At 64.0% G+C, this 14,141-nt stretch carries 12 protein-coding genes and 2 pseudogenes; 10 read left to right on the top strand and 4 right to left on the bottom strand.

Annotated features, from left to right (window positions below; all coding sequences use genetic code 11):
- Window positions 1–30 precede the first annotated feature (30 nt).
- The 9 genes and pseudogenes from V1279_RS18565 to V1279_RS18525 all read left to right on the top strand — a co-directional run bounded on the left by V1279_RS18565 (window position 31) and on the right by V1279_RS18525 (window position 8,972).
- Complete coding sequence (locus V1279_RS18565) at window positions 31–798, top strand: pyridoxine 5'-phosphate synthase (protein WP_334438613.1); 768 nt, start codon at window positions 31–33, stop codon at window positions 796–798.
- The gene (gene acpS / locus V1279_RS18560; protein WP_334438611.1) at window positions 795–1,214 is read left to right on the top strand and encodes a holo-ACP synthase; all 420 of its coding nucleotides are present in this window, start codon (window positions 795–797) and stop codon (window positions 1,212–1,214) included. The genes V1279_RS18565 and acpS overlap by 4 nt, the downstream gene beginning before the upstream one ends.
- Before the next feature lie 283 nt (window positions 1,215–1,497).
- Window positions 1,498–2,256, top strand: coding sequence for a signal peptidase I (gene lepB, locus V1279_RS18555; RefSeq protein WP_334438609.1), 759 nt, complete (start codon window positions 1,498–1,500; stop codon window positions 2,254–2,256).
- Entirely contained in the window at window positions 2,253–3,071 is an 819-nt protein-coding gene (gene rnc / locus V1279_RS18550) for a ribonuclease III (RefSeq protein ID WP_334438606.1), read from the top strand. The genes lepB and rnc overlap by 4 nt, the downstream gene beginning before the upstream one ends.
- A complete protein-coding gene (era, locus tag V1279_RS18545) occupies window positions 3,061–3,990 on the top strand; it encodes a GTPase Era (protein WP_334438604.1) in 930 nt (309 codons plus the stop codon). The genes rnc and era overlap by 11 nt, the downstream gene beginning before the upstream one ends.
- A 37-nt stretch (window positions 3,991–4,027) precedes the next feature.
- Window positions 4,028–4,408, top strand: coding sequence for a hypothetical protein (locus V1279_RS18540; RefSeq protein WP_334438602.1), 381 nt, complete (start codon window positions 4,028–4,030; stop codon window positions 4,406–4,408).
- A 215-nt stretch (window positions 4,409–4,623) separates the two neighbouring features.
- Window positions 4,624–5,376, top strand: a complete 753-nt coding sequence (gene recO, locus V1279_RS18535; protein WP_334438600.1) for a DNA repair protein RecO — start codon at window positions 4,624–4,626, stop codon at window positions 5,374–5,376.
- A gap of 198 nt (window positions 5,377–5,574) precedes the next feature.
- A pseudogene (gene parC / locus V1279_RS18530) lies at window positions 5,575–7,831 on the top strand (DNA topoisomerase IV subunit A).
- A 206-nt stretch (window positions 7,832–8,037) separates the two neighbouring features.
- Window positions 8,038–8,972, top strand: a pseudogene (locus V1279_RS18525) (cation diffusion facilitator family transporter).
- A gap of 96 nt (window positions 8,973–9,068) precedes the next feature.
- Here the strand turns inward: V1279_RS18525 and chrA are convergent.
- Both chrA and V1279_RS18515 read right to left on the bottom strand, forming a co-directional pair.
- Window positions 9,069–10,469 carry a chromate efflux transporter gene (gene chrA / locus V1279_RS18520; RefSeq protein ID WP_334446455.1) on the bottom strand — a complete coding sequence of 467 codons (1,401 nt, stop codon included), beginning with the start codon at window positions 10,467–10,469 and terminating at the stop codon, window positions 9,069–9,071.
- The gene (locus V1279_RS18515) at window positions 10,469–11,287 is read right to left on the bottom strand and encodes a chromate resistance protein ChrB domain-containing protein (RefSeq protein ID WP_334438598.1); all 819 of its coding nucleotides are present in this window, start codon (window positions 11,285–11,287) and stop codon (window positions 10,469–10,471) included. The genes chrA and V1279_RS18515 overlap by 1 nt, the downstream gene beginning before the upstream one ends.
- A 239-nt stretch (window positions 11,288–11,526) precedes the next feature.
- Between V1279_RS18515 and V1279_RS18510 the strand changes: the two genes are divergently transcribed.
- Entirely contained in the window at window positions 11,527–12,762 is a 1,236-nt protein-coding gene (locus V1279_RS18510; RefSeq protein ID WP_334438595.1) for an MFS transporter, read from the top strand.
- Between the two features lie 17 nt (window positions 12,763–12,779).
- Here the strand turns inward: V1279_RS18510 and V1279_RS18505 are convergent, their stop codons facing one another.
- A complete protein-coding gene (locus V1279_RS18505; protein ID WP_334438593.1) occupies window positions 12,780–13,034 on the bottom strand; it encodes a hypothetical protein in 255 nt (84 codons plus the stop codon).
- A gap of 212 nt (window positions 13,035–13,246) precedes the next feature.
- Window positions 13,247–13,978 (bottom strand): sulfite exporter TauE/SafE family protein, encoded by a 732-nt coding sequence (locus V1279_RS18500; protein ID WP_334438591.1) that lies wholly within the window; start codon window positions 13,976–13,978, stop codon window positions 13,247–13,249.
- Window positions 13,979–14,141: the final 163 nt, after the last annotated feature.

Below are 14,141 nucleotides of genomic sequence, written 5' to 3'. Positions count from 1 at the left end.
AATTGGATTTATCGGTTCGAGAGTCGGAAAATGCTCAAAGCTCCCCCACTTCGCCTCGGTGTCAACGTCGATCACGTCGCGACCTTGCGCAATGCGCGCGGCGGCGCGCGGCCGGATCCGGTGCGCGCCGCGCTGGCCGCGATCGAGGCGGGCGCCGACGGCATCACCGCGCATCTGCGTGAGGACCGCCGCCACATCCGCGACAGCGATATGGCCCGGCTGAAGGCCGAGATATCGAAGCCCCTGAATTTCGAGATGGCGGCGACCGAGGACATGCTGCGGATCTCGCTCGCCACCAAGCCCCACGCCGTGTGCCTGGTGCCCGAGCGCCGCGAAGAACTCACCACCGAGGGCGGATTGGACGTAGTCGGCCAGCATAATGCGCTGGCCCCCTTTATCGCGCGGCTGAGCGATGCCGGCATCCGGGTGTCGCTGTTCATCTCGGCCGACCCGCAACAGATCGAGATGGCGGCAAGATTGCGCGCGCCCGTGATCGAGATCCATACCGGCAGCTGGTGCGACGCCGTGGTCGATGGGCACACCGCAAAGGCCGAGGCGGAATGGCAGCGAATCGTAGAGGGCGCCGCCTTGGGGCGCGCGGCAGGGCTGGAGGTCCATGCTGGCCACGGCCTGGACTACCGGACGGCCGAGACGATTTCGGTGCTGCCCGAGATCGCCGAACTCAACATCGGCTATTTCATGATGGGGGAGGCGCTGTTCGTAGGCCTCGGCGAGACCGTGCGGCAGATGAGGGCGGCGATGGACCGCGGCCGCCAGAAGATCGCGGGCCGGCCATGATCATCGGCATCGGCTCCGACCTGATCGACATCACAAGGGTCGCCAAGGTGATCGGGCGCCATGGCGACCGCTTCCTCGACCGCATCTTCACCGACGCCGAGCGCGCCAAGGCGGCGCGCCGCGCCAACAGCGAAAAGATGGTGGTCGCGACCTACGCCAAGCGATTCGCCGCCAAGGAGGCTTGTTCCAAGGCGCTCGGCACCGGGATCCGGCGCGGCGTCTGGTGGCGGGACATGGGGGTGGTGAACCTGCCGGGCGGCCGTCCGACCATGAAACTCACCGGTGGCGCGCTGGCCCGGCTGGAGGCGCTGACGCCGGAGGGGTTCGAGGCGCGGATCGATCTGTCGATCACCGATGACTGGCCGCTGGCGCAGGCTTTCGTCATAATTTCGGCGGTCGTTCCCGGCAAATCATGAGCCGCGCAGGCGTTTGCGCCGGGGAAGCGGGACAAAACAAAAAATCATTGATTTATCAATGGCTTATTAAGTTTTGACAAGGCGCTTGATTGCGCGCCCACGAACAACCGTCTAAAACGCCGCGAGCGACGTGTTCGAGCCAGGGCCGATTCAGGTTAGCGCCGGAATTGGCTCTCAACATCAATATCGAGACCATTTTCCTGACGCGAACGTACCAGGCGATTCGCGTGCGGAAAACGTTCTGCCACCGTGCGGGCAAAGGCCTGCGGGAATTGGGAAAGCGATGAGCGTGACCTCCAGCACAAAATCTGAAAGCGGCTTGGGTGAAACCATCCGCGTCGTCATCCACGCTCTCCTGATCGCGCTCGTGATCCGCACTTTCCTGTTCCAGCCGTTCAACATCCCCTCGGGATCGATGAAGGCAACGCTGCTGGTCGGCGATTACCTGTTCGTCTCGAAATATTCCTACGGCTACAGCCACTATTCCATTCCATTGTCGCCGCCGCTGTTCTCGGGCCGCATCTTCGGCTCGGAGCCGAGCCGGGGCGACATCGTGGTGTTCCGCCTGCCGAAGGACGACTCCACCGATTACATCAAGCGCGTGATCGGCCTGCCGGGCGACCGCATCCAGATGCGGGAAGGCCTGCTCCACATCAACGACAAGCCGGTCAAGCGCGAGCGGCTTTCCGACTTCATCGGCGAGGACCCTTGCGGCTCCGACGCCACCGCGCGCGTCAAGCGCTGGAAGGAAACGCTGCCGAACGGCGTCAGCTATGAATCGCTCGATTGCGTCGATAACGGCTTCTACGACAACACCAACGTCTACACCGTGCCCGCCGGCAACTTCTTCATGATGGGCGACAACCGCGACAACTCGACCGACAGCCGCGTGCTGTCGGCGGTGGGCTATGTGCCGTTCGAGAACATCGTCGGCCGGGCGCAGATGATCTTCTTCTCCATTGCCGAGGGCGAACATGCCTGGATGTTCTGGCGCTGGCCGACCGCCGTGCGCTGGAATCGCCTATTCACAATCGTGCGATGAACGACGAAACAGCGATCATTCCTGACACACCGACCTCGGGCGAGCCGGGCCAGCAGGCCGAAGCCGCCGGCGTCGCCGCGCCGAAAAAGAAGCGCGGCAAGGCCGGGGCCAAGGCGGCCGCTGCCGCGATCGAGGGCCGCATCGGCTACAAATTTTCCGATCCCGCGCTGCTGACGACCGCCTTTACCCACGTCTCGGCCTTGAAGCCCGCCACACGTCATCGCGCGGACAGCTATCAGCGCCTCGAATTTCTCGGCGATCATGTGCTCGGGCTGATCATCTCCGACATGCTGTATCGGGCTTACCCCAGGGCAGACGAGGGCGAACTGTCGAAGCGCCTCGCCGATCTCGTGCGCAAGGAAAGCTGCGCCGACGTCGCAAAATCGCTCGGGCTGCTCGACGACATCAAGCTCGGCGCGGTCGGCGCAGGGGCGGGCGCGCGCCTGCGCAAATCCGTGCTCGGCGACATCTGCGAGGCCGTGATCGGGGCGATCTATCTCGACGGTGGCTATGCGGCGGCGTCGCAATTCGTCGAGCGCAACTGGCTGGAACGGATGCGCAAGCCGCGCCGGCCGCTGCGCGATCCCAAGACGGTGTTGCAGGAATGGGCCCAGAGCAAGGGATTGCCGACACCGGTCTATCGCGAGATCGAGCGCACCGGGCCGCATCACGACCCGCAGTTCCGCGTCGCCGTCGACTTGCCGGGACTGGCGCCTGCCGAAGGTGTCGGCGGCTCCAAGCGCGCCGCCGAGAAGGTTGCGGCCTCTGTGATGATCGAACGCGAAGGCGTCGGCGGCGGCAGCAATGACAGTTGAAGCCTCACCCACCGCGGCATCCGGCGAGACCGCTTGCGGCTTCGTCGCGTTGATCGGCGCGCCCAATGTCGGCAAGTCCACCCTCGTCAACGCACTGGTCGGCTCCAAGGTCACCATCGTCTCGCGCAAGGTGCAGACGACGCGGGCGCTGATCCGCGGCATCGTGATCGAGGACAATGCCCAGATCATCCTGGTCGATACGCCCGGCATTTTCTCGCCCAAACGAAGGCTCGACCGCGCCATGGTCTCCACCGCCTGGAGCGGGGCGCATGATGCGGACCTCGTCTGCGTGCTGCTCGATGCCAAGGCCGGGATCGACGAGGAGGCCGACGCCATCCTGAACAAGCTCGCGACGGTTGCGCACCCGAAAATCCTGGTGCTGAACAAGATCGACCTGATCCCGCGCGAAAAACTGCTGGTGCTGGCGCAGGCCGCCAATGAGCGCATGAAATTCGAAAGCACCTTCATGATCTCGGCGCTGTCGGGCGATGGCGTCGCCGATCTGCGCAAGATGCTGGCGAGGATGGTGCCGCCGGGACCGTTTCACTACCCGGAAGACCAGATGTCGGACGCGCCGCTGCGGCATCTGGCGGCGGAAATCACCCGCGAGAAGATCTACCGCCACCTCCATCAGGAATTGCCGTATCAATCGACGGTGGAGACCGATAGCTGGACCGAGCGCAAGGACAAGTCGGTTCGCATCGAGCAGACGATCTTTGTCGAGCGCGAGAGCCAGCGCAAGATCGTGCTCGGCAAGGGCGGCGCCACCATCAAGTCGATCGGCGCGCATTCGCGGAAAGAAATCGCCGAAATTGTCGGCGTGCCCGTGCATCTGTTCCTGTTCGTCAAGGTGCGCGAGAACTGGGGCGACGACCCCGACCGCTACAGGGAAATGGGACTGGAATTCCCCAAGGAATGATCAGACCACGATCCGACAATAACGAAGAAAAGGCCCGATGACCGTACCGAAGAATGTGCTGTGGTTTGAGGTTCTGCTGTATCTGTCGCTGATGCTGGATGCGGTGTCGGTGGCGTTTCAGGACCGCACGCCGAGGGCCGATATGACCGCGCAGATGATCAATGTCGGGACCTTGATGGCGGCCGGCCTGATCCTGCTTTTGGTCTACTTCGTCCGGCTCGCTGCCGAGCGCCGCAAGAACTGGCCGCGCTGGGTGCTGGCGGCAGCCCTCGTGCTGTCGGTAATTTCTCTCGTGCAGGTGATCGGCCAGAGGGGCCTGGAGTTCGACAGCGGCATCGAGGTGATCTCCTGCGCGCTGACCGCGGCGGGGCTGTATTTCTCCTTCACCGGCGATGCGGTGGGGTGGTTTGACGCGTAGGGGCGCGCTCGTGTCCCGGACGCGGCGCAGCGCGTAGCGGTGCACCGCAGAGCCGGGACCCCATCAGGCCGCGGCGAAAAGGATGGACCCCGGATCAGCGAAGCAGCACCATAGCGTGTCGAAGACGCGCGTAAACGCGCTTGTGGTGCTGCATCGCATCCGGGGAAACGCTTCGCGGAAGTGCGCTCGCCCGCGAAATCCTGTAAACTCCACCCATGGAATGGACCGACGAGGGCATCGTGCTGGGCGTGCGGCGGCATGGCGAATCCTCCGCCATCGTCGAACTGCTAACGCGCGAGCATGGCCGTCATCTCGGCCTGGTGCGTGGCGGCTCTTCGTCGCGGATGCGGCCGCTGCTGCAGCCCGGCAACAGCGTCACCGCGGTGTGGCGGGCGCGGCTCGACGAGCATCTCGGCTATTACCAGGTCGAAGGCACGCGGCTGCGGGCGGCGACGCTCTTGGCGTCCTCGCATGCGGTCTATGGCGTGACCCATCTGGCCTCGCTGGCGCGGCTGTTGCCGGAGCGCGACCCGCACGAGGACATCTACGAGATGCTCTGCCGCACGCTCGACGACTTTGACGATGCCGGCGGCGCGGCCGCCCACCTCATCAGGTTCGAGCTTGCGATGCTGGCCGAACTTGGCTTCGGCCTGGATCTGGAAAACTGCGCCGCCACCGGCGAGACCGCGGACCTGATCTACGTCTCGCCAAAGTCCGGCGGCGCGGTGTCGCGGCGGGCGGGCGAACCCTACCGCGACCGGCTGCTGCGGCTGCCGCCGTTCCTGCGCGAAGGCGAGGGTGGCGCGAACGGCTGGTCGGACCAGGACCTGCAGGACGGCTTTCGCCTGACCGGCATGTTCCTGCTCCGCCACGTGCTGGAACCGCGCGGGCAGGGCCATTCGGATGCCAGGGACGGGTTTATCAATGCGGTGACGAGGAATCGGGCGCGAATCAGTTCAGCGGTTTGACCCCGCTCCCTCAACCCGTCGTCCCTGCGAACGCAGGGACCCATACGCCGCGGCCCATCAATAGCGCTGCAGCCCTAGCCATTTTTCGCCACAAACACCTGTGGTTATGGGTCCCTGCGTTCGCAGGGACGACGGCGAGTGCCATCGTCGCCCCATTCGCACCTTGCCCGATTCACCGCAAAAGTTTAACGCCTCCCCATGGGAAAACGACAGCTACCGCCGGAAGAACCGGCCGAAATCCACGAGGTGATGCTGCGGGATGCGCTGGAAGAGCGCTATCTCGCCTATGCGCTCTCGACCATCATGCACCGCGCTTTGCCGGACGCCCGCGACGGGCTGAAGCCGGTGCACCGGCGCATCCTCTACGGCATGCGCCTGTTGCGGCTCGATCCGGGCACGCCGTTCAAGAAGTCGGCCAAGATCGTCGGCGACGTGATGGGCTCGTTCCATCCGCATGGCGACCAGGCGATCTACGACGCCATGGTGCGTCTGGCGCAGGATTTCGCCTCGCGCTATCCGCTGGTCGACGGCCAGGGGCAACTTTGGCAATATCGACGGCGATAATCCTGCCGCCTACCGTTACACCGAAGCGCGCATGACCGAGGTCGCGCGGCTGCTGCTCGACGGTATCGACGAGGACGGCGTCGAATTTCGCCCCAATTACGACGGCCAGACCAAAGAGCCGGTCGTGATGCCCGGCGGCTTCCCGAACCTGCTCGCCAACGGCGCGCAGGGCATCGCGGTCGGCATGGCGACCTCGATCCCGCCGCACAACGCGGCCGAGCTGTGCGACGCAGCGCTGCATCTGATCGACAAGCCAGACGCCAAGTCGAAGTCGCTCCTGAAATGGGTCAAGGGTCCCGATTTCCCGACCGGCGGCATCGTGGTCGATTCCAAGGAAAGCATCGCGGAAGCCTACACCACCGGCCGTGGCTCGTTCCGCACCCGCGCCAAATGGACCCAGGAAGAGGGCGCCCGCGGCACCTGGGTCGTCGTCATCACCGAGATTCCGTGGCTGGTGCAGAAGTCCCGGCTGGTCGAGAAGATCGCCGAGCTCCTGAACGAGAAGAAGCTGCCGCTGGTCGGCGATGTCCGCGACGAGTCGGCCGAGGACGTTCGTCTCGTGATCGAGCCGAAATCCCGTGCGGTCGATCCGGCGCTGATGATGGAATCGCTGTTCCGGCTCACCGAGCTCGAGAGCAAGATTTCGCTGAACCTCAATGTGCTGATCAAGGGCAAAATCCCCAAGGTAGTGGGATTGGCCGAGTGCCTGCGCGAATGGCTCGACCATCTGCGCGACGTGCTGGTGCGCCGCTCGAACTACCGCAAGACGCAGATCGAGAACCGCCTCGAAGTGCTCGGCGGGTACCTGATCGCCTATCTGAACATCGACAAGGTGATCAAGATCATCCGCACCGAGGATGAGCCGAAGCCGGCGCTGATCAAGGCGTTCAAGCTGACGGAAGTCCAGGCCGACGCCATCCTCAACATGCGGCTGCGCTCCTTGCGCAAGCTCGAAGAATTCGAAATTCGCACCGAGGACAAGAACCTTCGCGGCGAGTTGAAAGGCATCAAGTCGCTGCTCGGTTCCGAGACCGAACAATGGTCCAGGGTCGGCGAGCAGGTCCGCAAGGTCCGCGACCTTTTTGGACCGAAGACGCCGCTCGGCAAGCGTCGCACGATGTTCGCCGATGCGCCTGAGCACGATCTCGCCGCGATTGAGGAGGCCTTTGTCGAGCGCGAGCCGTGCACGGTGGTGATCTCCGAGAAGGGTTGGGTGCGCACGCTGAAGGGCCATGTCGAGGATATCTCGGGGCTAGCCTTCAAGACCGACGACAAGCTCGACCATGCGTTCTTCGCCGAGACCACGTCAAAGCTGCTGCTATTTGCCACCAACGGAAAATTCTATTCGCTCGACGTCGCAAAACTGCCGGGTGGCCGCGGCCATGGCGAGCCGATCCGCATGTTCATCGACATGGAGCAGGACGCCGCGATCGTGTCGCTGTTCATCAACAAGGGCGAACGCAAGTTCCTGATCGCGAGCAGCGAAGGCCAGGGTTTTGTCGTCAAGGAAGAGGATTGCGTCGGCAACACCCGCAAGGGCAAGCAGGTGCTCAACGTTACCATGCCGAACGAGGCCTGCGCGATTGCGACCGTGCAGGGTGATACCGTTGCCGCGATCGGTACCAACCACAAGATGGTGCTGTTCCCGCTCGACCAGGTGCCGGAAATGGCGCGCGGCCGCGGCGTGCGGTTGCAGAAATATTCCAGCGCCAAGCTGTCTGATGTCGCCGTGTTCGAGCTCAAGGCGGGGTTGACCTGGAAGGATTCCGCCGGCCGCGAGCAGAGCATGAGCGCCAAGGAATTGTCCGACTGGCGCGGCAACCGCGCCGACGCCGGCCGCCTCGCGCACGGCCTGCCGAAATCGAACAAGTTTCTGCGTGGGGTGGAGTGATATCTTGGTCGTCCCTGCGAACGCAGGGACCCATAACCACTACCGTTCGTAGGTTAGCGTTCGCTGAAGCTCCATCTCGCTTCAACATTTGAGAGCGGTGGTTATGGGTCCCGGCTCAAGGCCGGGACGACAGAGGAGATGGCCGTGCCATCGTCATCTTCTCACTGTGATAGTATTCGAATTTTTGCGCGCTATATACCGTGACCATGGCGCACGATCACGCTCACCACGATCACTCCCACTCTCATGGTCACGCCGGCCACAGCCACGCGCCCGATAATTTCGGCTGGGCGTTTGCCATTGGCGCGGCGCTAAATACCGCCTTCGTCATTGCCGAGCTGATTTTCGGCTACGCCGCTAATTCGCTGGCGCTGATTTCGGACGCCGTTCACAATCTCTCCGACGTGATCGCGCTGCTCCTGGCATGGGTGCGGCGTGGCTTGCGCAGAAGCAGCCGACGCAGCGGCACACTTACGGCTATCGCCGGGCCTCGATCCTGGCGGCCCTGTTCAATGCCGGCCTGCTGCTTGTTGCGGTCGGCGGCATTGTCGTCGAGGCGGTCAACCGGCTCTATAGCCCGGCGCCGGTCGCAGGCTGGACGGTCGTGATGGTTGCAGCGCTGGGCGTCGCCATCAACGGCTTCACCGCGCTATTGTTCATGCGTGGCCGCCACGGCGACCTCAATATTCGCGGCGCCTATCTGCACATGGCGGCAGACGCGGGCGTTTCGCTCGGCGTGGTGGTTGCCGCGCTCATCATCATGCTGACGGGATGGCTGTGGCTCGATCCCGCGATCAGCCTCGTCATTGCGGTCGTGGTGTTCTGGAGCGGATGGGGCCTGGCGCGCGACAGCGTCAATCTCGCGCTCGACGGCGTACCGCGCGGCATCGAGCTTGCCGAGGTGAGGGACTATCTCGCCGGGCTCGAAGGTGTTTCCGAGGTGCATGACCTGCATATCTGGGCCATGAGCACCAACGAGACCGCGCTGACCGCGCATCTGGTGCGGCCCGGCGGCAGCGACGACGTCTTTCTGCACGGCGTCTGCGAGGAGCTCTCGCATCGCTTCAACATCCACCATTCCACGCTGCAGATCGAAGCCGCCGCCGAGGTGTGCAAGTTGGCGCCGGCAGAGCGGGTGTAGGGAATGTAGGATGGGTGGAGCGAAGCGATACCCATCAGCCTCGCAACCCGTATTGATGGGTATCGCTCAACCCATCCTACGAGGTGATAACTGCGTTCACGCCACCCCCGCAAACCGCATCGCTACGCCCGCCGCGCACGACCCCGCCAGCACCCACAGCATCCCGATATTGAGACGGAAGATCGCCGTCGCCGCGGCAGCCGCCAGCACGAAGGCCGCAATATCGAGGCTTCCCCACACCGGCATGTCGAACGACAGCCCGAACGAGCGAACCGGAATGGTCTGCCGGAACAGCGTGTGCAATCCAAACCAGATCGAAAGGTTCAGGATCACGCCGACCACGGCAGCGGTGATCGTGGACAGCGCGCCTGCGAGCCCCTTGTTGCCGCGCAGCGTCTCGATATAGGGCGCGCCGAGGAAGATCCAGAGGAAGCAGGGGATGAAGGTAACCCAGGTTGCCAGCAATCCGCCAAGTGTCGCCGCGACCATTGGTGACAGCACGCCGGGATCGCGATGGGCGGCCAGGAAGCCAACGAACTGCAGCACCATGATCAGCGGGCCTGGCGTGGTCTCGGCCATGCCGAGGCCGTCGAGCATCTCGCGCGGCTCCAGCCAGTGATAATGCTCGACCGCCTGCTGCGCGACATAGGCCAGCACCGCATAGGCGCCGCCGAACGTCACCATCGCCATCTTGGAAAAGAACAGCGCGATCTGGCTGAACACATTGGCCGGGCCTAGCCCGATCAGCAACGCCGCTACCGGTGCCACCCACAGCAACAGCCACACCGAGCTTACTCGTAGCGCGCGGCCCACGCTCGGGCGCATGTGATCAGGCAATTCCTCGCCGAGCAGGCTGTCCACGGCCGCCGTCTTCTTGCCGCCGCCGTGTTCAATGGCGGAAAATTCAGGCCGTCCGCTCTTCGCGCCGAAATAGCCTATCACGCCCGCCGCGATGATGATGACCGGGAAGGGGACGTTGAAAAAGAAGATCGCGACAAAGGCGATGGCCGCCAGCGCGATCATCACCCGGTTGCGCAACGCGCGCTTGCCGACGCGGACCACGGCATGGACGACGACCGCGAGCACGGCGGCCTTCAGCCCGAAGAACACCGCCTCGACGAAGCCGACATTGCCATAGGCCGCGTAGACGTAGCTCAACCCCATGATGGCGACGATGCCGGGCAGGATGAACAGGCCGCCGGCCATGATGCCGCCGGCGGTCCGATGCAACAGCCAGCCGATATAGGTCGCGAGCTGCTGCGCCTCCGGGCCCGGCAACAGCATGCAGTAGTTCAGCGCATGCAGAAACCGGCTCTCCGAGATCCAGTTCTTTTCCTCGACCAGGATACGGTGCATCACCGCGATCTGCCCCGCCGGGCCGCCGAAGCTCAGCACGGCGACCCGCAACCAGACGCGGAAAGCCTCACCGAAGCTGATACCGTGATCATATGTTTGTGTGGCACCGGTTTCGGCGGTCTTGTTCACGGCGGCATCCATTACGATTTCGCCTTGCTGGTCGGCCAATTGTGCGTCTCGCCTGACGCGTCGCGGCACCAGCGGTAGAACGCGTCGTACAGCGTCATGCCGGCCTCGAGCTGTTCGAGATCGTCATCGAACATCCGCGACAGGCCGAGCGAGGCAGCTAGCAATCCCGGTGCTTCCGGCGACAGATCGAGCCGCCCGGTATCGGCGCCGCGGACCATCGCCGCCAGCCGCAGCAGGGCCGGCGTCGCCAGGCCGAATTCCTCGATCATCACGTCGAACGTGCAGAGCTCGCCGCGGTGGCTCCAGAACACGTTCTCGACGTCGAAGGGCGCGGCGTTGAAGCGCTCGCCGACCGCGAGTACCTCCGGCGGCGAGACAAACAGGAACACCGCGTTCGGATCCACGAAGCGGCGGATCAGCCAAGGGCAGGCGATGCGGTCGATCTTTGGCCGCGCGCGGGTGACCCAGACGGTGCGGCCCTTCGCGTCGCGGGCGGGCAGTTTCTCCGCCGGCACCAGCGGCAGTTTTGCTGCCTTCCAGCCCTCGAAGCCGCCCTCGAGCGCTTCGGCCTCGACATGGAGATGCCGCAGCCAGGCGGCGGTACCTTGCGCCAGTTTCTGGCCGCGCAGGCAGACGACGATGGCCGGGCGGCCTGAAAATTCTTCGCCCCAATCGGCGGCTTCCTCGTGGTGGCGCCTGATAGCACCGGGAATCAGCCGCGGGTCGGCGGCAAAATCCTCGTCGGTACGAACGTCGATCAGGGCAGGCGTATTCGCCGTGCCGATCAATTTGGAAAGCTTGTCCGGAGATATGGTGGTGTAGGATGACATGGCTGCGCCCTCGTAAAAAACGGGACGCGATACTTGGGCATGTCGCCTCTTGGGGGGATCGCAAAACCCCCATAGGCGGAATAAATCGCTTGTAGCTCCTTCTGTCAACCGGTTCGCAGAATACTTGCGAAATGTGTGAACCGGTCCTAGCTTGTGCTCATCGGGGACGAAGCAGGCTCCCCGTCAGACGATCCGCCGTCCAAGCTCTGCGCACACTCGATCCTGTCGAGGATGGCGCAATGGACGTGACCGATAGCGCGACTGAACCAAACCCCCCCACCGCCAACGCGCTGATCAGGCTGCTTTATGTCGCACGGGGCTTGCGTGGCTTCGGCGACGGTTTTGCTGTCATCGTCCTGCCGGCCTACATGACGGCGCTGGGGTATGACGCGATCGCGGTCGGCATCGTCGCGACGGCGTCGCTGCTCGGCACGGCGCTACTGACGCTGATCACAGGCTGGATCGCGCCGCGTCATGACCTGCGGCCGCTGCTGATCGCGGGCGCGTGCCTGATGGCGGCGACCGGCATCGCCTTTCCCGGCGTCGAGCATTTTGTGCTGATTGCACTGGTCGCCTTCGTCGGTACCATCAATCCATCCGGCGGCGATCTCGGCGCGCTGGTCCCGCTTGAGCATGCGGTGCTGGCGCACAGCGTCACAGATGAGCGTCGCACCCAGGTGTTCGCGCGCTACAGCCTGATCGGCGCGCTCTGCACCGCCGTTGGTTCGTTGGCGGCGTCGCTGCCCGATCTCCTCGTTGCGGGCGGCAGCACGCAACTCGCCGCGTTCCGCCTGATGTTCTATGCCTACGCTGCGCTCGGCCTCGCCTGCGCGGCGCTTTATCGCTATGTCCCGCATGCGCGCGGCGAGGAGAGGGCGCCGCAGACGCCGCTCGGGCCCTCGCGCGGCACCGTCTACAAGCTCGCGGCCCTCTTCAGCATCGACGCCTTTGCCGGCGGCTTCGTCGCGCAGTCCCTGCTGGTGCTCTGGCTGTTCGAGCGTTTCGATCTCTCGCTGTCGGCGGCCGGATTGTTTTTCTTCTGGTCGAGCACGCTGAGCGCTTTCTCCTATCCGGTCGCCGCGTGGATCGCCAGGCGCATTGGCCTCGTCAACACCATGGTATTCACCCACATTCCCTCCAGCATCTTCCTGATCCTGGCGGCGTTCTCGCCGAACCTCTATCTGGCGCTCGGCTTGCTGCTGTTGCGCTCGGCGCTGTCACAGATGGACGTGCCGACCCGCACCTCCTACGTCATGGCCGTGGTGACGCCGGCCGAACGGCCTGCGGCCGCCAGCGTTACCGCCGTGCCGCGCAGCCTTGCATCCGCAATCAGCCCGGCGATTGCGGGCGCGCTACTGATGACGTCGTTTACGGGGCTGCCGCTGGTGGTCTGCGGCACGCTCAAAATCGCCTACGATCTCGCGCTCTTGTTCTCGTTCCGCCATATCAAGCCGCCGGAGGAGCAGGGACGTTAGAGCTTTTTGAGGCGCGGTTACCAGGGCGATCGCCGTCCGTCGGGGAGGGGGTCCATCAATCGTCGCTCGTCACGTACATGCGACCATTGCGCCAGCTTGATCTCCGGAGAGTCTGGCGCGTGGGCCTCTTCCGAGTGAAAGGCGAGTTTCTGGTCGGCCTGCACCTGGTATCTGGCGGCCTGCGCGAGCCAGTACCATTTCTTGTCCGGCTCGCTCAGCGCGCGCTGACGGCACTCGGCTTCCAATTCACGTAAGCGGATCGCTTCATTCATAGCCAATTCCAGAGCCTGGAAGCTCCAACAGAGCGGAGCCTCGAAACCACCGGAAACGGATTCCGGTGCTGTCCTCATGACAAAAACTTCTTGACGCCATGCTATGCAGGTCGGGGGCAATTGATTGAAATTTAGTAATGGATTGACGCGATAATTAATGGGCCTGGCCGGGGCCGCCCCAATCCGTTGCGATATTGCTCGCGAATGTCTGCCTACACGATCAGCAGGGCGCCCGAAGCCAGAAGAAGTATCAGCACGATTTTCCGGAACGTGGCCTCGTCGAGCCGCCCAAACAGTTTCAGCCCGAGCCAGGTGCCGGCGAACAAAGCCGGCAATCCGATCAGGAACAGCTTGATCGTATCCGGCGTTATCGCGCCTCTGGCGCCGATCCAGAATGCGCTCATGGCGAAGATCGCAACGGCTACCGGCTGAAACACCGTGCGTTGAACGTCCTTCGTCCATCCGCGCAGGCCGCACCAGATCGTCACCAGAATGCCAGCAAGCCCGGTGATGCCGCCCAGCACGCCGTTGAGGAATCCGATGCCGGCGTCGGCCGCGGCGCCGCCGGCTTCAACCTTGGGGATCGCAGGCCGCAGCAGCGCGTAGAGGCTATAGAGCACCAGGAAGGCGCCGACGCCCATGCGTACATGGGCGGGGTTCGCCCAGGTCAGGATGCCGACGCCGACGGGAACGCCCAGCGCGGCCCCGGCCACGAACGGCCAGAGCCGTCGCCAGTCCAGCGCACCGCGCAGCTTCCAGACCGAATAGCCCTGCACGATCAGCCCGAATGCGATGATCAGCGTCGCGGTTTGTAGCGGGGTGAGGATGTAGAGCCAGATCGCTGATGCGACGAGGCCGAAGGCGAAGCCCGTGAGGCCGGCGACCAGCGCGCCGACAAAGGTTGCGAGAAGAAACAGCGGCAGTTCGAGTGTCGTTCCATCCATGTGCCCGCTCCACAGAAAAGCGAGCAGCGCTTGAATGGGATCGCCATTTGACGGGGAGGCTGCGATATCCCCATGTTCAACTTATGCCCGGCATGACCGCGTGCGCAAGACGCATCGTTATGCCCGCTTGCGATGACCGCGCTGCTGACAGTTGCCGCCATCC

Source organism: Bradyrhizobium sp. AZCC 1610 (assembly GCF_036924515.1).
GTDB lineage: Bacteria > Pseudomonadota > Alphaproteobacteria > Rhizobiales > Xanthobacteraceae > Bradyrhizobium.
Note: the sequence above shows the minus strand (reverse complement) of the source record. Positions and strands in the feature narration are given on the sequence as shown.